Origin of the sequence: Mammaliicoccus sp. Q-M61 (assembly GCF_022386055.1) — a bacterium.
Lineage (GTDB): Bacteria > Bacillota > Bacilli > Staphylococcales > Staphylococcaceae > Mammaliicoccus > Mammaliicoccus sciuri_A.
Genome location: NZ_JAJNJL010000002.1, coordinates 118,818 through 140,156, shown reverse-complemented (window position 1 = coordinate 140,156; position 21,339 = coordinate 118,818). Strand labels below are relative to the sequence as shown.

General features: G+C 32.1%; 19 protein-coding genes, 1 riboswitch and 1 other annotated feature. All 19 genes read right to left on the bottom strand.

Annotated elements, in window-relative coordinates; all coding sequences use genetic code 11:
• Positions 1-10: 10 nt before the first annotated feature.
• On the bottom strand, positions 11-844 hold the full coding sequence (locus LQ677_RS04085) for a cytochrome C assembly family protein (protein WP_037588464.1): 834 nt from the start codon (positions 842-844) through the stop codon (positions 11-13).
• 20 nt (positions 845-864) lie between these two features.
• A complete protein-coding gene (gene hemA / locus LQ677_RS04080; RefSeq protein ID WP_204171241.1) occupies positions 865-2,202 on the bottom strand; it encodes a glutamyl-tRNA reductase in 1,338 nt (445 codons plus the stop codon).
• A gap of 74 nt (positions 2,203-2,276) precedes the next feature.
• A complete protein-coding gene (yihA, locus tag LQ677_RS04075; RefSeq protein ID WP_239748121.1) occupies positions 2,277-2,864 on the bottom strand; it encodes a ribosome biogenesis GTP-binding protein YihA/YsxC in 588 nt (195 codons plus the stop codon).
• 149 nt (positions 2,865-3,013) lie between these two features.
• Positions 3,014-4,276: an ATP-dependent Clp protease ATP-binding subunit ClpX gene (gene clpX / locus LQ677_RS04070; RefSeq protein WP_025904290.1), complete on the bottom strand. Its 1,263-nt coding sequence runs from the start codon at positions 4,274-4,276 to the stop codon at positions 3,014-3,016.
• A gap of 123 nt (positions 4,277-4,399) precedes the next feature.
• Positions 4,400-5,680, bottom strand: coding sequence for a trigger factor (gene tig / locus LQ677_RS04065; RefSeq protein WP_025904291.1), 1,281 nt, complete (start codon positions 5,678-5,680; stop codon positions 4,400-4,402).
• Between the two features lie 93 nt (positions 5,681-5,773).
• Complete coding sequence (locus LQ677_RS04060) at positions 5,774-6,703, bottom strand: hypothetical protein (protein WP_191835667.1); 930 nt, start codon at positions 6,701-6,703, stop codon at positions 5,774-5,776.
• A gap of 2 nt (positions 6,704-6,705) precedes the next feature.
• A complete protein-coding gene (locus LQ677_RS04055) occupies positions 6,706-7,329 on the bottom strand; it encodes an NUDIX domain-containing protein (RefSeq protein ID WP_025904293.1) in 624 nt (207 codons plus the stop codon).
• A 149-nt stretch (positions 7,330-7,478) separates the two neighbouring features.
• On the bottom strand, positions 7,479-7,838 hold the full coding sequence (gene rplT, locus LQ677_RS04050; RefSeq protein ID WP_025904294.1) for a 50S ribosomal protein L20: 360 nt from the start codon (positions 7,836-7,838) through the stop codon (positions 7,479-7,481).
• Between the two features lie 42 nt (positions 7,839-7,880).
• Entirely contained in the window at positions 7,881-8,081 is a 201-nt protein-coding gene (gene rpmI, locus LQ677_RS04045; RefSeq protein ID WP_016910907.1) for a 50S ribosomal protein L35, read from the bottom strand.
• 25 nt (positions 8,082-8,106) lie between these two features.
• Positions 8,107-8,637: a translation initiation factor IF-3 gene (infC, locus tag LQ677_RS04040; protein WP_025904295.1), complete on the bottom strand. Its 531-nt coding sequence runs from the start codon at positions 8,635-8,637 to the stop codon at positions 8,107-8,109.
• A 23-nt stretch (positions 8,638-8,660) separates the two neighbouring features.
• Positions 8,661-8,786: a sequence feature (ribosomal protein L20 leader region), on the bottom strand.
• A gap of 52 nt (positions 8,787-8,838) precedes the next feature.
• Positions 8,839-10,332 carry an amino acid permease gene (locus LQ677_RS04035; protein ID WP_159315695.1) on the bottom strand — a complete coding sequence of 498 codons (1,494 nt, stop codon included), beginning with the start codon at positions 10,330-10,332 and terminating at the stop codon, positions 8,839-8,841.
• 88 nt (positions 10,333-10,420) lie between these two features.
• Positions 10,421-10,593, bottom strand: a riboswitch (Lysine riboswitch).
• A gap of 69 nt (positions 10,594-10,662) precedes the next feature.
• Complete coding sequence (thrS, locus tag LQ677_RS04030; protein ID WP_239748120.1) at positions 10,663-12,591, bottom strand: threonine--tRNA ligase; 1,929 nt, start codon at positions 12,589-12,591, stop codon at positions 10,663-10,665.
• Positions 12,592-12,905: 314 nt separating this feature from the next.
• The gene (dnaI, locus tag LQ677_RS04025; protein WP_191835668.1) at positions 12,906-13,826 is read right to left on the bottom strand and encodes a primosomal protein DnaI; all 921 of its coding nucleotides are present in this window, start codon (positions 13,824-13,826) and stop codon (positions 12,906-12,908) included.
• Entirely contained in the window at positions 13,826-15,208 is a 1,383-nt protein-coding gene (dnaB, locus tag LQ677_RS04020) for a replicative helicase loading/DNA remodeling protein DnaB (RefSeq protein ID WP_191835669.1), read from the bottom strand. Before dnaB ends, dnaI begins: the two co-directional genes overlap by 1 nt.
• A gap of 11 nt (positions 15,209-15,219) precedes the next feature.
• Positions 15,220-15,678, bottom strand: a complete 459-nt coding sequence (gene nrdR, locus LQ677_RS04015) for a transcriptional regulator NrdR (protein WP_025904300.1) — start codon at positions 15,676-15,678, stop codon at positions 15,220-15,222.
• Positions 15,679-15,857: 179 nt separating this feature from the next.
• Complete coding sequence (locus LQ677_RS04010) at positions 15,858-16,892, bottom strand: glyceraldehyde-3-phosphate dehydrogenase (protein WP_191835670.1); 1,035 nt, start codon at positions 16,890-16,892, stop codon at positions 15,858-15,860.
• 162 nt (positions 16,893-17,054) lie between these two features.
• The gene (gene coaE / locus LQ677_RS04005) at positions 17,055-17,651 is read right to left on the bottom strand and encodes a dephospho-CoA kinase (RefSeq protein ID WP_191835671.1); all 597 of its coding nucleotides are present in this window, start codon (positions 17,649-17,651) and stop codon (positions 17,055-17,057) included.
• An 8-nt stretch (positions 17,652-17,659) separates the two neighbouring features.
• A complete protein-coding gene (gene mutM / locus LQ677_RS04000) occupies positions 17,660-18,532 on the bottom strand; it encodes a bifunctional DNA-formamidopyrimidine glycosylase/DNA-(apurinic or apyrimidinic site) lyase (protein ID WP_126477565.1) in 873 nt (290 codons plus the stop codon).
• Positions 18,533-18,553: 21 nt separating this feature from the next.
• A complete protein-coding gene (gene polA, locus LQ677_RS03995) occupies positions 18,554-21,175 on the bottom strand; it encodes a DNA polymerase I (protein WP_191835672.1) in 2,622 nt (873 codons plus the stop codon).
• Positions 21,176-21,339: the final 164 nt, after the last annotated feature.

Sequence of the window (21,339 nt, the reverse complement as noted above, 5' to 3'; positions counted from 1 at the left end):
CCACCATTGTTTAGTTAAACCATTGATGAAATCCTGAAAATTTTGAGACCACCAAATAATTTATCATACACACGAGAAACATCATAATATTTGCTATAACTAACGTTTTTGTGTTGATTGATTTTCTTACTCTTAAAAATAAATAAATACCATAAAGTAGTAAGACAATTAAAGAACCGACTACTTTACTATCAATCCAAATTTCACTACCAATTATAATAAGTCCCCATTGAATGCCAAGTATTAAACTAATTAATAAGACTAAAAATCCTACTAATGTAAATCTAAATACATTTTGTTCTAATTGGTCAATACTGCCCATTCTAAAGAACTTTTGATTAAATTTTTTCTCTTTTAAATTTTTTCTTTGTAACAAATACAAAATTGCATGTGATGTACTCAATGCAAAAAGAACATAGCTTAAAATAGCTAAAGAAATATGTATTAAAAGTAATTCATTCATTATATTTGCAGCAGTATTTTCTGTGTCATACTGTTCTGGTCTAAATGTATGAATAACTAAAAATACAAATCCAATCAAATTGATAATAAAGACTGTTAAATCTGTGGATTTAAAATAATTTAAAACTAATGAAACAGTGATAATCATCCATGTATAAAAATAAAATCCTTCAAAAATTGTTAGTACAGGGAATTGTTTCGTTGTAACAATATACATGCACAAAAAGATTGTTTGAAAAATCCAAACAATCCCTAGCGCATAATACCCAAACTTTCTAACTTTAGAATTCTTTTGAATAAAGTCATAAAAATAGCACCCTAAACAAATCATGTAAATAATTAATACTATTTCATGCAAACGTACAGAAATTACATCTTGCATAGCATCACCATTATTTTGTATTAAGATTCAACTGTTTTAGGAGACAATTGATCTTGTTTTAATTCTTTCTTAGTTTCATTTATTCGCTCAACTTCACTTGAGATATTGAAGATTTCTTGGAATAATTCTAATTTTTCTTTTGATTTTTTGTCCGTTGATAATTCTTTTGCTTGTGTAATCGGATCTTTTAATAGTTGATTGACGATACTCTTCATGTGTTTAGAAATAACTTTACGCTCTCTGTCAGTCATATCAGGAAGCTTTCTTTCAACACTCATCATTGTATCTTGTTGTATATGTGATGCTTTGTCTCTTAATGCCGTAATAATTGGCACAACACCTAACATATTCACCCATTCATCGTGTTTATCAATTTCTTTAGCAATTAATAATTCAATTTCACTTGCTGCTTGTTCACGTTCTGCTAAATTAGCATCAACAAGTCCGTTTAAATCATCCACGTCATAATTAAACATTGAATCTAAATCATTTACTGCTGGGTCTATATCTCTAGGTACCGCAATATCAATTAATACTAACGGTTTATTTCTTCTAAAACGCTCTACATCACGCATCATATCTTTAGTTAATACATAATGTTCAGCACTAGTAGAACTGATCACAATATCAGCTTCCATTAATGAACATTGTAATTCATTGATGCTTTTCGCTACGCCTTTATATTGCATTGCAAGAGATTCTGCTTTAGCTACTGTACGATTTAAAACAGTGATGTCTTTAACGCCACTGCCATTTAAATTCGCAACAGCTAACTCAGCCATTTCCCCTGCACCAATGATTAATGCTTTCTTATTATCTAATTTACCTAAAACTTTTTTAGATAATTCAACAGCTGCATATGATACTGAAACAGCATTTGACGCAATATCAGTCTCATGATGCGCACGCTTAGCTAAAGTAATTGCTTGTTTAAACAGACGGTTAAACATCGTTCCAGTTGTAACCTCTGTTTGAGCAATTTGAAATGCGTCTTTCATTTGACCTAGAATTTGAGTCTCTCCTAGAACCATAGAATCTAATCCTGAAGTCACTCTAAATAAATGTTCCACTGCATCATTCTCAGTTAAAACGTTCGTATATTGTTTAATTGTATCTAAAGATTGATCAAACCAATCTGCTAAAAATGACTGAATATAATATTTACCAGTGTGAATTTGATCTACAACCGCATATACTTCAGTTCTATTACAAGTCGATAAGATTACACATTCTAATATAGATTTTTGATTGTTTAGTGTTACAAGCGCATTCTCAATTTCTTGATCATTAAAAGCTAGTTTTTCACGCATTGCAACATCTGCAGTCTTATAGTTTACGCTTACTACAACAACATGCACTTCTAACGCCCCCATTAATTTATGTCCAATGTCTAAATTATAACATTTCTAATCTAGAAATGTGAGTAATTTGTTTAAATAAATTGTGACAATAATGCCCAAATATTGTCTGTCTTATCTTTGTTTAAAGATGAGTAACTAATCAATTTATCTTCAGGATCTAATTCTAAGGTTTGTCTAATGATTTTTAAATGCTTTTGTACTTTACCTTTAGGAATTTTATCCTCTTTAGTCGCAATGACGATAGTTGGTATTTCAAAATGTTTCAGATAGTTATACATCAACACATCATCTTGAGTCGGTTTATGTCTAATATCAACTAATTGAATTACACATCTTAATGCTTCTCTAGTTGTTAAGTACTGTTCAATCATCTTACCAAACTGTTCTCTTTGTTTTTTACTAACTTTAGCATATCCATAACCTGGCACATCTACAAAGATAAGTTGCTCATCGATATTATAGAAGTTTAATGTTTGTGTCTTACCTGGTTTCGATGACGTTCTTGCCACTTTTTTTCTTGAAATTAACGTATTGATAAATGTTGATTTCCCAACATTTGAACGTCCGCTAAGTGCTATTTCTGGCAAACCAGTCTCAGGATATTGTTTTGGATCTACTGCACTGATTATAATATCTACATTATTCGGATTAATTTTCATCGTTTTCTCCTACAAGTTTGTTTCTTTTATTATATCTTATCTTACTTATATTTTAAACACAGTAACGATAGGTCTATCAAATCACTTTTAAACATTAAAGAAGGCTGAGACAGTTAATAACATGTCTCAGCCTTTATAATCATATGTGATTATGCTGATGTTTTTTCATCATTGATTAAATTACCTTCACTATCATATAAGTTTGGTAATTTATGATCTCTAATTGTATCTTCAGTAATAACTACTTTACTTACATCAGAGCTAGATGGAATATCAAACATAATATCGATTAAAGCTTCTTCAATAATTGAACGAAGTCCACGTGCACCTGTTTTACGTTCTATTGCTAATTCACTAATAGCCGTAAGTGCTTGTTCATCAAATTGTAGTTCAACATCATCTAATTCAAGCATCTTAGTATATTGTTTAACTAACGCATTCTTAGGTTGCGTTAAAATATTTTTCAATGCATCAACATCTAATGTTTCAAGGTTAGCTACAATTGGAATTCTACCAATAAATTCAGGAATTAAACCATAAGCCTGTAAATCTTCAGGTCTAATTTGTGATAATAATGATTCTTCGTCACTAATTTCATCACCTGAACTACTAAAGCCGATAACTTTTTCACCAAGTCTACGTTTAATAACTTCATCAATACCATCAAAGGCACCACCAAGGATAAATAGAATATTTGTTGTATCTATTTGAATAAACTCTTGGTTTGGATGCTTTCTTCCACCTTGTGGCGGTACACTTGCTGTCGTACCTTCTAAGATCTTAAGTAACGCTTGTTGTACACCTTCACCAGATACGTCACGTGTAATTGACGTATTCTCTGATTTACGTGCAATCTTATCAATTTCATCCACGTAAATGATACCTTTTTCAGCACTTTCAACATCGAAATCTGCTGCTTGGATTAATCTTAATAATATATTTTCAACGTCTTCACCAACGTAACCTGCTTCAGTTAAACTTGTTGCATCTGCAATTGCAAATGGTACATTTAATGATTTAGCTAACGTTTGTGCAAGCAATGTTTTACCACTACCAGTAGGTCCGATTAATGCAATATTACTTTTCTGTAATTCAACACCATCTTCACTTTCAGAAGGTTGTTGTACACGTTTATAATGATTATAAACAGCTACAGCTAATGATTTTTTCGCATTTTCTTGACCGATAACATAATCATTTAATTGTTCCATAATTTCTTTAGGTGTAGGAACATCAGTAAACTGTTCTGGTTCTTGTGACTTTAATTCTTCCTCTACAATTTCAGAACACAATTCTATACATTCATTACAAATATATACGCCACTACCAGCAACAAGTTTTTTAACTTGATCCTGTTCTTTACCACAAAAAGAACATTTTAAGTTTTCTTCACCATCGTTAAATTTAAACATTTTTACACCCCTATTCTTTTTAGACTATACTAAATGTTTTTTACTTTTTCAAATTAAACGGACTAAAAAAGAATAGTAGCAGAAATATTCTGCTACTATAGTTACTTTAATACCGAATAATTATTATTCTCCAGCTGATTCAGCTACTAATAAATCGATAACTTTTTGGATTTTAAGGTCATTAACTAAAATATCGTTATTACCTAATGTTGCTTTAATATCTTCAACAGATAATCCAAATTGTTCGCTCATTTTAGCGAATTCAGCTTCAACATCTGCATCAGATACTTCGATATTCTCTGCATCAGCAATAGCTCTTAAAGTTAAATTAGTTTTAACGCGTTTTTCAGCATCTTCTTTCATTTGTGCTTTAAGTTCTTCTTCTGATTGACCTGAGAATTGATAGTATAACTCAAGGTTTAAACCTTGTTGAGAAATACGTTGTTCAAATTCTTGCATCATACGATCTAATTCTGTATTAATCATAGCTTCTGGAATATCAACTTTTGCATTGTCAGTAGCTTTTGTAATAGCTTCTTCTTTTTCAGTTGCTTCTGCTTGATTAACTTTAGCTTCTTCTAAGTCTTTACGTAATTTTTCTTTATATTCATCAACTGTGCTAACTGATTCATCAAGTTCTTGTGCTAACTCGTCATCTAATTCTGGAATTTCTTTAGATTTCACTTCGTTAACTTCACATTTGAAAGTAGCTTCTTTACCAGCTAATTCTTCAGCGTGGTATTCTTCTGGGAATGTGACAACAACATCTTTGCTATCGTTAGCTTTAAGACCGATTAATTGTTCTTCAAATCCAGGGATGAATGATCCAGAACCAATTTCAAGATCATAACCTTCTGCTTGACCACCTTCGAAAGCTTCACCATCAACATAACCATCAAAGTTAATGTTAACAACGTCTCCTTCAGCGATTTCGCCTTCTTTAACTGTTAATTCAGCTTGACGGCTTACTGCATCTTCAATTGCTTGATTGAATTCTTCGTCAGTTACTTCACGATCTTGTTTCTCGATTGAAAGACCTTTATAGTCTCCTAATTCAACTTCTGGTTCAACAGTTACAGTTGCTTCAAAGATAAGTTCTTTACCTTTTTCCATTTGTGTAACGTCGATTTCTGGACGATCAACTGGGTTGATTTCTGCCTCTTCTACTGCATTGCCATATGCTTCAGGTAAAATGAAATCTAAAGCATCTTGGTATAATGATTCAACACCAAATCTTTGTTCAAATAATGGTCTTGGCATTTTACCTTTACGGAAACCAGGTACATTAATTTGTTTAACAACTTTTTTGAATGCTTTGTCTAATCCTTTATCTACTTCTTCTTTAGGAACCGTAACAGTTAATAAACCTTGGTTACCTTCTTTCTTTTCCCATGTTGCTGTCATGAATAAAAACCTCCGTGATTATCCTAATTTTATAAATTTTCAACTCTTTAATTATAACATAGCTTTCTAATGTTTCAACTATAGTGTTTATATTCATTGCAATTTTTGAATGACTTCAATGAATATGTCCCAATCTTGTTGAGTCACACTTTCGTAGTTAGCGTCTATATTAAAACGTTCTGATAAAAGTTTCAAGTAACATGCAACTAAAACATCATCATTTATATCATTTAGTGTAATTGGATACATAATAATGGCATGTTGGTTTAATAAACTTTTAGCTAACTCTATAGATGAAGGACTATCAATTTCAAGTTGATCAATTACTTTAGGAATGATATTTTGTGTAAAATTTGTTCTTTCTATACCAGGTAATTCAGTCGGTATAACAGTAATATTCTCATCTATTTTATTGAATTTAACTTCAGCTGACCATTCACTTAATCTTAAATATTCTAATATTAAACTTTGCACATTAGGATGTAATACTTCATTCTCAATAATTTGAGCTAAAGTTAAATTAAATATACCTAAGTGATGATCAATTAAATCTATAAGTAGATTAATTTGTTCTTCAAATTGTGTTTCTTGAAATGTTCTCAATACCTCTGAAGCTTTCAATTGCCTTTGGTTCAACTTTTCTTTAGCCATATCTTGAATAGGTAGCAATGCCATTCTCGTAGCGTGTTCGATATTTTCATCTTTAATTTGATTAATAATTTCAACTACTGTTTGATATTGTTCTAAAAAGTATAAACTTTCTACAAAATAAATGACTATTTTGTCATAGAATGGATGACCTTGATTCAGCAATATACTCGCTTCTTCTCGCAATTCAAGATAGTAACCGCAAGATTTTAAGACTTCACATTTCTTTATTGATAAGTCATCATCCATCTCAAAATGTTGCTCGTATGTTTCAAACAATTCATACGCTTCATCAAATTGTTCATTTCGAATCGCAAGATTAATATTGTTAACCAGTTGTTTTTTTAATTTTGGAAATGGAATAATTTCACTCAAGGTTACTCACCTCTTCTGTATATACCATCTATAATTAGACTACTCCATGTTTCATAATTCTTATGATTCAACAATTCTGTTTGATCAGCCCACTTAATTTTTAATGTATCTGTTTCGACTGCTTCAACGCTAGATTTATTAACTTTTAATTTAAAAACAACACCAATATGAACTTTACCTACTTCATCTTGATCATCATTTATAAATCCAATTAACTCCATGTTTGCTACATCTTGTTTATTTAAACCAACTTCTTCTTCAAGTTCTCTTGCAGCATTCTCTCTGATTACCTCTTCAACTGTCACAGCTTCAGGAACATCATTCATATGTCCGCCTACTCCTATTGAACTTAAACCATGTAATCGACTTTCGCCACCACCAGTTAACCTTTCATATACAAGTACTTCGTCGTCCTCATTTTCTAATATACAATATGAAATGAGTTGTTTATATGAAGGATCTTCTTCCATATCACCACGACGTTTTGTTTCAAATTGACTAATTGTTTCATAAATATATTTAGTTTCTTCATCTTGAATAGATTTAAACCCATCAAATTGATAAGCTTCGTCTTTAAATATTAATTTACGTGGTACTACTGTAATCATTTCATCAAATTTAGACATAATAAACTCCTTATTCTTATTTCTACACTATTTTATCAAAGCGAATTTGAAGCGTAAAGAAGACGCACTTTCTACTATATTATTTCATAAAAAAAGCCATCAATAAAGTTAATAACTTTATTGACAGCTTATACAACAATGAAATGCAATTATTTAGCTAAAGCGTCTTTAGCTTTAGTAGCTAATTCAGCAAATGCTTTTTCGTCTGAAATAGCGATTTCAGAAAGCATTTTACGGTTAATTTCAATACCAGCTACTTTAAGACCATTCATTAAACGGCTATAGCTGATGTCGTTTTGACGAGCTGCTGCATTAATACGTGCAATCCATAATTTACGGAATTCACGTTTTTTCTGACGACGGTCACGGTAAGCGTAGTTACCAGATTTCATAACTTGTTGCTTAGCAACTTTATATAATGTATGTTTTGAACCAAAGTAACCTTTAGATAATTTTAAAACTTTTTTACGACGAGCTCTCGTCACTGTTCCACCTTTAACACGTGGCATGATAATTCCTCCTTAAAATGGACCATTAGTCCGCTATGTTTATTATTTTACGTACGTTAACATTTGTTTAACTCGTTTAGTATCTGATTTAGAAACTAATGAAGCTTTACGCAATTTACGTTTTGCTTTTGTAGATTTGTTTGCGAATAAGTGTGAAGTGAACGCTCTAGAACGTTTTAATTGACCTGAACCAGTTCTTTTAACACGTTTTGCTGCTCCACGATGAGTTTTCATTTTAGGCATTGAGATTTCCTCCTATAATTTCGGTTTATTTGTCGTTTGAAATTGGCGCTAACATTAAGAACATTGAACGCCCTTCCATTTTAGGTCTTTGTTCAACTGTTGCTATGTCTTTACAAGATTCTGCAAAGCGTTCTAACACACGTTGACCAATTTCTTTATGCGTGATCGCACGACCTCTAAATCTAATAGATACTTTAACTTTATCTTCTTTAGATAAGAATTTTTGAGCATGTTTCAATTTAGTTTCGAAGTCATGTTCTTCGATAGTTGGACTTAATCGAATTTCTTTAACATTGACTACTTTTTGTTTCTTACGCATTTCTTTTTCTTTCTTCTGCTGTTCGAATTTGTATTTACCGTAATCCATAATTCTTGCAACAGGTGGTTTAGCATTAGGCGCTACGATTACAACATCTAAATCTACTCGTTCAGCCATTTCAAGGGCTTCATATTTAGATTTAACACCAATTTGCTCACCATCTTGGCCAATAAGGCGAAGTTCTTTTGCACGAATTTTGTCGTTAACTTGAGTCTGATCTTTAGCTATGGTTGACACCTCCTAGAATTTTACGAAGTCGTCCAAGAAAAAAAGAACGAATGCATAATGCACCCGTTCTCATCCATAAACTTTAAAGGTTTATTGTACCTGCTAACTGCTTTACGCGTCACTACAGGTGAGAAGCGGGTATGCTTCTACTTGGTCCGTTTCGTATTCAACAAAACTTATCTTACCAATTATAAACCCTTATGTCAATGTTTATTTAATATTCTTTTCAAATTCTTTCATATCCACATCTTGACTTAAGTCAACTTTATCAAGTGGAATCATTTTAGTTCTATATTTTAGTTTATGGAAAATATAAAACGCTAAAAATACAGGAATACCCATATAAGTAATAAAGAATCTTCTTGGTTCGAATTCACCAGTTTGGATGAAATCAACATCTTGTCCTACAATTACAATCGCACATAAAGCAAATGCAAACAATGGACCAAATGGGAACCATTTAGCTTTATATTTTAATTTAGTCTTATCATAATCTTGTAGATCAAATGCTCTTCTAAATCTATAATGGCTGATTGCGATTCCTAACCAAGCAATAAAGCCTGTCATACCTGAAGCAGCGATAATATATTCGTATGCGCCACCACTTAAATGCTCAATTGCAAATATAAGTATAACAACTACTGCTGTTGCAAATAATGCTGTGTATGGAACACCTGATTTATTTGTTTTTGAAAATACTGGTGATGCTAATTTATCTTTACTCATTGAGAATAGCATTCTAACTGAAGCGTACATACCAGAGTTACCTGCTGATAATACTGAAGTTAAAATAACAGCATTCATAAATGAAGCAGCAAATGCTAAACCTGCATTCTCAAATACTAGTGTAAATGGTGATTTCGCAATTTCGTCTCCACCCATTAAGTTTGGATTTGTATAAGGAATAATCATACCAATTACAAAGATTGCTAAAATGTAAAATAATAAAATTCTCCAGAATACTTGTTTAATCGCTTTAGGAACTGCTCTTTCAGGATTTTCAGATTCTCCAGCTGTAATACCAATTAACTCGGTACCTTGGAATGAGAATCCCGCAACTAAGAATACACCTAATACAAGTAAGAATGTATTAACGTTCGAGTCACCTAAGAATGGTGCATCACCTGCTACAAAGTTATCGAATCCTAAGTATTCGCCACCTAGTAAACCAAATATCGTTAATAAACCTACACCAATGAAAATAATTACTGTAGCTACTTTAATAAATGCAAACCAGTATTCACTTTCCCCGTATACTCTAACTGAAAGTGCATTAAGGCCAAATATGATAACCATAAAAATGATACTCCATAACCATGATGGAATGATTTCTAATGGTTCCCAGTAACTCACAACTTGAGATGCAATTGTAATATCAGCTGCAACTGTAATAACCCAGTTAAACCAATAGTTCCATCCCAATGCAAATCCTAGTGAAGGATCGACAAATCGAGTTGCGTAAGTACTAAAAGAACCTGAGACTGGTAAATAAGTCGCCATTTCTCCTAATGATGTCATAAGGAAGAAGACCATCAAGCCAACTATTGCATATGCTAGTAATGCACCACCCGGTCCAGCATCTCTAATCGCTCCGCCAGAAGTCATAAATAAACCAGTACCAATACAACCACCGATGGCTATCATAGAGATATGTCTATCTTTGAGTTTCCTTTGAATATTGTTCGTTGATTTTTCTTGATTCATTGCTATTTCCTTTCTCCATTCCACAATCGAGCCACTAAAAAAGTCGCATATCTCAAGAGATATGCGACCGATATATGAACATTCCATACAAATTGGTAGCACATCACTTAGTGTGACAGTCCAGTATCTATTAAACACTGACCCAACAAATCATATTATGGATATGATTCGTTTCGGCGATGCACCCTTTCATTATTTCAACATACGCGCCATTTCGCTTCTGAATAATTACTCTTGAACATCGCAACCTCTAACTCATTACTGAGGAATATTTAATTAAATTTCACTATTAAAACTATACCCGATGATTCCAGAAATTTCAATAGGATATTACTTTTTTAGTCGAATTTCATCCACAATATTCCAGATGAATTCGTCTTTTTCAACTGTTTTTGAATCTTTAGATCCGTATTGACGTACATTTACTTCTTGGTTTTCTACTTCTTTATCACCGACTACTATTTGGTACGGTATTTTTTTCATTTGAGCTTCACGAATTTTATATCCCATTTTTTCGTTACGGTCGTCAATATGAACACGCACACCTTGAGATTTTAATTCATCGTTTAATGCTCTTGCATAATCGTAATGTAAGTCAACATTTACAGGTATAATTTCCACTTGTTTTGGTGCTAACCAAAGTGGGAATGCACCTTTAGTTTCTTCTATTAAGAATGCAGTAAATCTTTCTATAGTAGAAATTACGCCTCTATGAATAACAACTGGACGATGTTCTTCACCATCATTACCGATATAAGTTAAATCAAATTTTTGTGGTAATAAGAAATCTAATTGAGCAGTAGAAAGTGTTTCTTCTTTACCCATTGCTGTTTTAACTTGAACGTCTAATTTAGGGCCATAGAATGCCGCTTCACCGATTGCTTCTTCGTATGGTAATGCCATTTCATCGATTACTTCTTTAAGAACCGCTTGTGCTTTATTCCACATTTCGTCATCATCGAAGTATTTTTCTTTATCTTCTGGATCGCGATAACTTAATCTGAATTTGTAATCCTCGAAACCGAAATCTTTATACACATCAAGAATCATGTTAACAACACGTTTAAATTCTTCTTTAATTTGGTCTGGACGAACAAAGATATGTGCGTCATTTAAAGTCATACCTCTAACACGTTGTAGACCAGATACTGCTCCACTTGCCTCATATCTATGCATCATACCTAATTCAGCTATACGAATTGGTAACTCTCTATATGAATGACGACTATTTTTATAAATCATCATGTGATGTGGACAGTTCATAGGTCTAAGCACAAGTTCTTCATTACCTAAATCCATTGGTGGGAACATATCTTCGTGATAGTGATCCCAATGTCCAGATCTCTTGTAGAAATCTACATTAGCCATAATTGGTGTATACACATGGTCATACCCCATTGCGACTTCTTTATCTACAATATAACGCTCTAATTCACGTCTAATTGTCGCACCATTTGGTAACCATAAAGGTAATCCAGCACCAACATCTTGGTTAGTAGTAAATAATTCTAGTTCTCTACCGATTTTACGGTGATCACGTTCTTTTCTTTCTTCTAATACTTTCAAGTATGCTTTTAATTCCTTTTTATCAAAGAATGCTGTTCCGTATATACGTTGCAACATCTTATTGTTTGAGTCACCTCTCCAATAAGCACCTGCAGTAGATAACAATTTAAATTCTTTAATTTTTGAAGTTGAAGGAACATGTACGCCTCGACATAAATCTGTAAATTCACCTTGAGAATAAAGTGTTACGTTTTCGTCTTCAGGAATAGCATCGATCAACTCTAATTTATACTCATCATTTTTAAAGAATGCTTTCGCTTCATCGCGACTTACAACTTTACGTTCAATTTTAAAGTTTTCATTCACAATTTGTTTCATTTCTTTTTCGATAGTTTCAAAGTCGTCACTAGAAATTTTATGTTCTGTATCTACATCGTAGTAGAAACCACCTTCGATTACAGGACCTACGCCAAACTTCACATCTCCGTATAATCTTTGTAAAGCTTGTGCCATTAAATGTGCAGTTGAATGTCTTAACACTTCTAAAGCTTCATCGCTTCCTGGTGTAACGATTTCAATTTCTCCATCATTTTCTAAAGGTCTTGTTAAATCTACTAACTGACCATTAAATTTACCAGCTACAGCTTTCTTTCTTAAACCTGGGCTAATAGATTGAGCGATTTCTTCAGTAGTTGTGCCTTGCTCAAACCCTTTTACATTACCGTCCGGAAACTTAATATTTATCTCACTCATAACGACTTCCTCCTCTTTTTTATTAAAGAACACAAAAAAGAGACCTCATCCAAAGGGACGAAATCTCTCGCGGTACCACCCTCATTAACGTACTTAACAAATAAGCACGATAACTCTACATAAGATAACGGTCTTGAGCCGAATGTGGATTAACACATCATGTATTGAGGGAGTAACTATTTATATTGCATTATCTCAATTTCAGCTCAATGAGACTCTCTGTGAATGCTTTATAGACGTCATGTCCTCTAAATTTGTATATTCATTTAAGATAATTCAATTATACAACTCTACTGTAAAATATCAAGCTAAAATTAAGCGCGATAGTTTTTACCATCTAATTCATATGGCTCAGAGATTGTTTTAATACGTTCCATTATTCGACTAGCTTTCGTTATTTCTGAACCTTGTCGTGTTTTGCTCAAATGAAATTCTAACTCTTCAAAGTTAAAATTCGAACTAAAGAATGTCGGTAATTTATGGACCATTCTATAATGCAATAATGGACCCAATATTTCATCACGAACCCATGGTGTCAGTTCTTCCGCACCTATATCATCTAGCATCAACACTTTAGCTTCACGTGCCGCTTCAAATCGACTACTGAATGATCCGTCATTAAATCCATTTTTAAGCACTCTAATAAATTCAGGCAAATATATAATTGTAGAAGGTTGCTTTTTGACTTTTAGCTGATTTGAAATTGCACCTAATATATACGATTTACCCGTTCCGAATGGACCATGAATATATAGTCCTTTAACTTCATCACCAGCTACAATTTTATTACAGATATCCATAGCCTTCTTAATAATTTGCATACGAGATTCATTATCGATATATATATCTTTGATCGTCGCTTTCAACGTTTCTTCTGGCATTTGGAATGATGTCACTAAACTTGATTCAAATCTTTGTTCATCGTATTCGATTTTGTTCGGACATGGTAAGTACCTTGTTTTGATGTGGTCATTCTCAATGTATAGTTCAGGTACATGACCTTTCACAAAGTTGATACAAGTGCCATAACTCCCACATTTCTCACAACATTTCGATTGATCTTTATATGCTTGTAATTGATCTAAATCTCTATCAATCATTTCGTTCGTTAATTCAGATTGATGTTCTTCTAAAAATGCCTTTACTTCATTATGAGACAATGTATCTTTTTTAATTTTTTCTAATCGTTTTTGAAAATCTTTATTTTGTTTCAAATGTTGTCCAAGTGGTTCCATTATTGATCACCTTCTTTCCAAAAAGCTTCCATTTCTTTTTGAAGCGCTTGTTTTCTTTTTTCAAACGCAGCATCAGATTCATGATCATTTTGTTTCTCTTCTTTAGTTGATTCAGAAGATTTTTGTTTTAATAACCATTCTGGTGTCTTTTCAATTGATTTTAATTTATAAGGGTTATTTGCATTACTTTTACGTTCTTTTTTCTTCTCTGCTTTTTGTTTATCGAGATTTTTAACGTAATGATAAGCTTCTTCAGCTGAAGATAATTTAAGCTTTTTCCAATTCGAAGCAATTTCTTCAATATATGCTTTCGGTAATTGCATATTATTTTTAAACATTACATACTCTAACAATATGTTAATTACACCATACGGTAATTTTTCGCGTGTAATAATATCTTCAACAGTTCTCTTTTGTGATATTGTCGGTTCAGACTGCGTAAATGATGATAACACGTCTATTGGACTTGTCGTATCCAACAGTTCAAACCAAGACAATAAAGAGTTCACTTCACTGTTTTCAGCATGCGCATTTGTTTTAGGCTTTTCATTTTTTAAATCTAATGTTGGTAGTTCACCTTCATGCTCAATTTGATAAATTGTACGTGCATGTTTTCTTAAATCTTGTAATGAAATCGTTTGGTTTTCTGTAATGGATTTTAAAATAATAGACTTCATTTCAACTGGTGTAATACCATATAACGTAGCAATTTGTATGATGACTTCTTTCGTCTGTTTATTTAAAATCTCTTTAGAAATCAAATGATTACTCAACAATAATTCTAACATTTCAAAATCAAATTGAACGTCTGACAAATCGAGACCTTTACTTTTATATTCGGGTCGAATATTGATATCATCTTGTTGTTCAACATTCGTCAACTTTGGCACTTTAAATACATCAGTAAAGCTCTTGGTCACTTCATGAAAACCTTCTGTTGTCACACTGTCATCTTTATATCTATTTTTTAATCTAATATATCTCGACTTCCCAATTTGTTGATATAAAAATACAGATAATAAAGGATCATTAAAAAATTGTTCTGCTGTAGCAGGTTGCTCTAATTGATAAATAAATGATTGCGCTTCTTGATTCGTCTTAAAATATGTCTTCAGTAAGCCAATACCTTCTAACAAGTCTAAAGCATCTCTAAAGCTAGATAAATTTATTCTTAAATCATTCATAATTGTATAATGATTATACGCTTCTGTTTCATGATGATAATTAAACTGCGATAAATATAAATAAACACCAATTGCATCAGTTCCAATTAATGGCGTATATAAACTAACTAATATATCTTGATGTACATGTGTATAATTATAATTCGATTTAACATAGAAGCCATCACTTGGCTTGATACCACTAAAATATTCCGCCATTAATACTCACCTTACTTTCGGTCTTTCAATATGCCTTGCATAGACTTTAATAATTGATCGACATCTTTAAATTCTCTATATACTGATGCAAATCTTACATAAGATACTTGATCGACATCCATTAAATGTTCCATAACTTTTTCACCAATATCATTTGAAGATACTTCTGTGTTACCTTCAGATCTTAATTCTTTTTCAACTTGATTTGTAATTTCTTCTAATTTTTGATAAGCAACCGGTCTTTTTTCACAAGAACGTACTAAACCGTTTAATATTTTATCTCTATTAAATGTTTGTCTTGCGCCGTCTTTTTTTACGACGATTAAAGGTGTGAGCTCTACTCTTTCAAAAGTTGTGAAACGAAATCCACATGATTCACATTCTCTTCGTCTTCTAATTGCTACTAAATCATCCGCGTGTCTAGAGTCTACAACTTTGGAATTTTCATATTTACAGTTTGGACATCTCATTCGTTTCACCCCTCATATACTTATTACATAGGTTGATTATACAGTAGTTTGTTATTTTTTTAAACGCTCACTACTTTTCAAAATGCACTTATAGATACTTAACAGTATTATTATTCAATAAAAAAACGTAATGCGGTATTTAATTTACCACATTACGTTTTAAATGTACCTTATATCACTTATGAAATTTTTTGTTCTCTCACTTCTGAAAGTATTTGAGCAATTTGTTTTGCTAGTTCAACAACTCTCATTGAGTAACCCCATTCATTATCATACCAAGCAAGTACTTTCACTTTATTATCTGCAATGACCATTGTAGATTGTTCATCAACGATTGCTGAATGTGGATTCGTTTTGAAATCAATTGAAACAAGCGGCTCATCATTAACATCCATAATCCCTTTTAATGGTCCATTACTAGCTTGACGTAATGCTTCATTCACTTCTTCAACTGTTACATTTTGTTTTAAATCGACAACTAAATCTACAAGAGAAACATTAGAAGTTGGTACTCTTAATGCCATTCCATGCATTTTCCCTTCTAATTCAGGTAATACAAGTGACAATGCTTTTGCTGCACCTGTTGAAGTTGGAATGATACTATCCGTACAAGAACGTGCTCTTCTCAAATCTTTATGAGGATTATCTAAGTTCTTTTGGTCATTCGTAAATGCATGTACAGTTGTCATCAATCCATTTTCGATTCCAAATGTATCATTTAAAACTTTGACTACCGGGCTTAAACAATTCGTTGTACAAGATGCATTTGAAACAATATCAAAATCATTTAAATCAAGTGCATCATCATTTACACCTCTAACAATTGTTTGAACATGGCCACCTTTAGATGGTCCTGTTAAAATAACTTTCTTAGCGCCAGCGTCAATATGTGCAATAGCTTTATCTCCATGATTAAATTTACCAGTTGCTTCTATAACAATATCAATTCCTAAAGTTCCCCACGGTAATAATTTAGGATCTCTTTCAGATACAAGTAAAATTTTATGACCATCAATGATGATGCCATCTTCAACTGCTTTAATTTCTCCATCTAATTTGCCATGTGTAGAATCATACTTAATTAAATGAGCAATTGTTTCTGGTGGATATGAAGCATTAATAGCCACAATATTTAAATCATTTGATTTAAGTGCACCTCTTAAGACCATTCTTCCAATTCTTCCTAAACCATTAATTGCGATATTTTTCTTCATAGTCGAGAACCCCTTTTAATGTGATATACTATTTATTGCAATTAGTATATCACATTAAAAGTTTGTTGAAAACGTTTTCTATTATCTTTTTCTAAAATAATTTAAAAAAGTGGAAGAATAACAAATGCTATTCATCCACTTTCATTTTAAGCTTATTTAATTTTAAAGATTTAATGCCTTATTATTAAGTAAATCATCAATATTTTGATGTAAATCCTCTAAACTTCCATTGTTATCAATTATACAATCGGCTAATGCTTTCTTTTCATCTATTGGTATTTGTGATTGTATTCTTGCTTCCGCTTCTTCATCACTTAACTGATTACGTTCTTTAAGACGTTGTATTTGAGTTTCTTGATCTGTATAAACTAACCAAGTTTCATCGACTGTATTTTGCAATTTGTTCTCAAACAATAACGGAATATCCATTATGACATTTTTACCATGATTTAATGCCTCTTCTTTTTCTTTATCCATTATTGTTCTTACTATCGGGTGAATAATATTGTTTAGCTTTTCTCGCATTGTTGAATCTTTAAATACAATAGAACCAATATATTGTCTATTCATTTCACCATCTATAATTGCATCTTCTCCAAATACTTCTTTAACTTGTTGTAGACCAACGCTACCTTTTTCGACTGCTTTTCGACTAGCTACGTCGGCATCTACTATACAAAACCCTTTATCTTGTAAAATACGAGATACTGTAGACTTGCCGGTAGCAATACCTCCAGTTAAACCTATTACTTTCGCCATTTTTACACCTACTTTTGACAATTTGGACAATAGTGCGTGTTTCTTGTGGCAATGACTTTTTGTAATACTTGCCCGCCACATTGACCACACACTTTTTTACCATATATTCTATGCTTTTCTTGCATTGTCCCTTTTTCACCATCTGCATTGTAGTAATCAGATATACTTGAACCACCGTTATCGATACCTTCTTGTAACACGTTAACCACTTCATCAAAGACCGCTTTACGTTCTTTTGAAGTTAAGTCTTTCACAGGTCTCATCGGAAGAACGCCCGCTCTTAACAAAGCTTCACAAGCATAAATGTTACCGCAACCTGATATAACTGTATGGTCCAATATCGCGACTTTAATTGGTTTATTGATAAATTTATTTGACATCACTTTATTTAAGTAATGTTGGTAAGCTTCTTCAACAAACGGTTCTGGTGCAATTTTTAAGACTGAAGGATATTCACTTAAATCTTCCAATGCTCTTAATTCACCAAACCTTCTAATATCTGTGTATATAAGCTGTAATCCGTTATCTAATTCAAATATAACGTGCCAATGCTTCCTATGGTTATCAACTTCAATATGACTTAAATCTGGAACTGTAAAAAATGCCCCCGTCATACCGAAGTGACACATGATAACATTGCTATTTTCACCGTTATCAATTTCCATAAAAATATATTTACTTCTACGATAGACACTCATAATCTTGTAATGTTCAGTACGTTCTTTGAATACAGCTAATGAACTACCTTTTATAATTGTTTCTTTACCTGTCGATTTGCCCAATTCAACTTTTTCTGAAAAAGTTACATTTTGTATTGTGGCACCGACAATTTTAGGTTCTATCACTTTTTTAACACTTTCTACTTCTGGTAACTCAGGCATATATAATCTTCTTTCCTTTTATTATTTAGCATCATACCATGTTTGTCCTGAACTAGATTCTACACTTAATGGCACAGATAACTCGAGTGCATTATCCATGATGTCTTCTACAAACGGTTGAAATGCTTCTAATTCATCTTCTGGAACTTCAAATATTAATTCATCGTGTACTTGTAATAATAATTTAGCTTTAAAATCTTTATCTTTCATCTTATTCGCAAATTGTACCATTGCTAATTTAATAATATCCGCTGCACTACCTTGAATTGGTGTATTCATAGCTGTTCTCTCAGCAAAACTTCTTAAATTAAAGTTACGATTTGTGATGTCTGGTGTATATCTTCTTCTGTGAAGTAGCGTTTCTACATAACCTTTTTGTTTAGCATCTTGTACGATTGTATCCATATATTCTTTTACTTTAGGGAAACTGTCTAAGTAATCATCAATAAATTGCTTAGCAGCTTTTCTTGTAATACCTAAACTTTGACTTAAACCATAATCACTAATACCATACACAATACCAAAGTTAACTGCCTTTGCTTGTCTTCTCATATTTGAAGTTACTTCGTCTTTACTGACATTGAACACACGCATTGCAGTTGTCGTATGAATATCTTCATTAGCAGTAAAGGCTTCTTTCATATGCTCGTCACCAGTAATATCTGCTAATACACGTAATTCGATTTGAGAATAGTCAGCAGCAAAAATAACGTGATTTTCTTTACTTGGTCTAAATGCTTTTCTAATTTTTCTACCTTCTTCTAATCTTATAGGTATATTTTGTAGATTAGGATCTACAGAACTTAAACGACCCGTTTGAGCTAATGTTTGATTAAATCTTGTATGAATCTTACCTTCAGACGTAATCATTTTTTGCAATCCTTCAATATAAGTAGATTGAAGTTTAGCGAGTTGTCTATAGACTAATATATCTTCAATAATTGGATGTTCATTGCGCAGTTGTTCTAACACATCAACTGCAGTTGAGTATCCTGTCTTTGTCTTTTTAATAATTGGTAGTTTTAAATCTTCAAATAATACGACACCTAACTGTTTTGGTGAATTAATATTGAATTCCGAACCAGCATGATGATGAATTTGTTCAATCAATTTATCGATACGTACTTTCAAGTCTTCTTGCATTTCAACTAAAGTATCTTTATCAACCGTTATGCCGATATATTCCATTTCAGCTAATACACGTGCTAACGGTAATTCTAAATCATCGTGTAGACTTAATTGATCTTTTTCATCTAGTAATTCAGTCATTTTATCTTTTGTTTCATAAACTGCTGTTACCTTTTTAGCGATACTTTCAAAAAGCATATCTTCTTCTGGGACGTGCAACTTTTTACCTTTGCCATATATACTTTCATCATTCGGTACATAATAAATGCCAAATTCTGATACAACTGAGTATACATCATCAATTGTTCTAGAAGGATCTAAAATGTAACTCGCTAACATTGTATCGAACTGAATACCATTAATTTCAATACCTAATCTTTTACATAATATAATCGTTTTTTTAGCATCATAAGTTGCAAATGTTACTTGATCATTTTCAAGCCATTGTTGTAATTTTTTATGTTCTTTTAAAACATCAAGAGAAACAACATAAGTTTCGTCATTTGCATGAATCGCAAATCCAAGTATATCTGCTTTTAAATAATTAGCTTCGTTCGTTTCAAAATGAATAGCCGCTTCAGTTACATTATCAAAATCAAAGTCATCAATATCAGTTGAGTATTTAATCTCTCGGTCATCTGTTGCTTCAGCACTTGCATCCATTTGATCAAGCAATTGTTTGAATTCTAATGTCTTAAATAACTTTATCTTCTCGTCATTACTTTGTTCTGTAAGTTTCAAGTCATCAATTGTGACTTCAATAGGAGACTCACGATTAATCGTAGCTAGCTCTTTACTTAACTTAGCATTGTCTTCGTTATCTATTAATTTTTCTTTCATTTTTGATTTCTTTAACTCATCAATATTTTCATAAACACCTTCTACAGTCTCAAACTGTTTCAGTAATTTAATCGCTGTCTTCTCACCAATTCCAGGCACACCTGGTATATTATCTGACTTATCACCCATAAGCCCTTTCATATCAATAATTTGGTTAGGTACTAAACCATCATATTTTTCAGCGATAAATTCAGGTGTGTAATGATCAATATCTGTTACACCTTTTTTTGTATAATAAATCGTTACATTTTCACTTGCTAGCTGAGTTAAATCTCGATCACCCGTAATAATGATCGTCTTAATATTTTTCTCATCCGCTTCACGAGATAATGTACCGATAATATCATCCGCTTCATAATTTTCTAATTCATAATGTTTAATATGATAACTTTCCACAAGTTGACGGATATATGGTAATTGGCTTCTTAATTCATCCGGCGTCTTCTCACGACCACCTTTATATTCACTGTACATATTATTTCTGAAAGTTGTTTTTCCAGCATCAAAAGCAACCATAAAATGAGTTGGCTCTTCTTCTTTAATTATTTTATCTAAAATCATCGTAAAACCATATATAGCATTAGTATAAACGCCAGCTTTATTTGTTAATAAAGGCAAAGCAAAAAATGCTCTAAATGATAAACTATTACCATCAATCAGTACCAATTTTTCCACAATAAGATACCTCCATCTTTATATTGATTATATTTTATCATATCTCACAATATAATAAGATTGTTTCGCATAAATAAAAAAAGCGAAATACACAATGTATTTCGCATAATCATCAAAATGAAGGGGTCTATGTTTATTCTATCTGTTCATGATTAATTCAATAT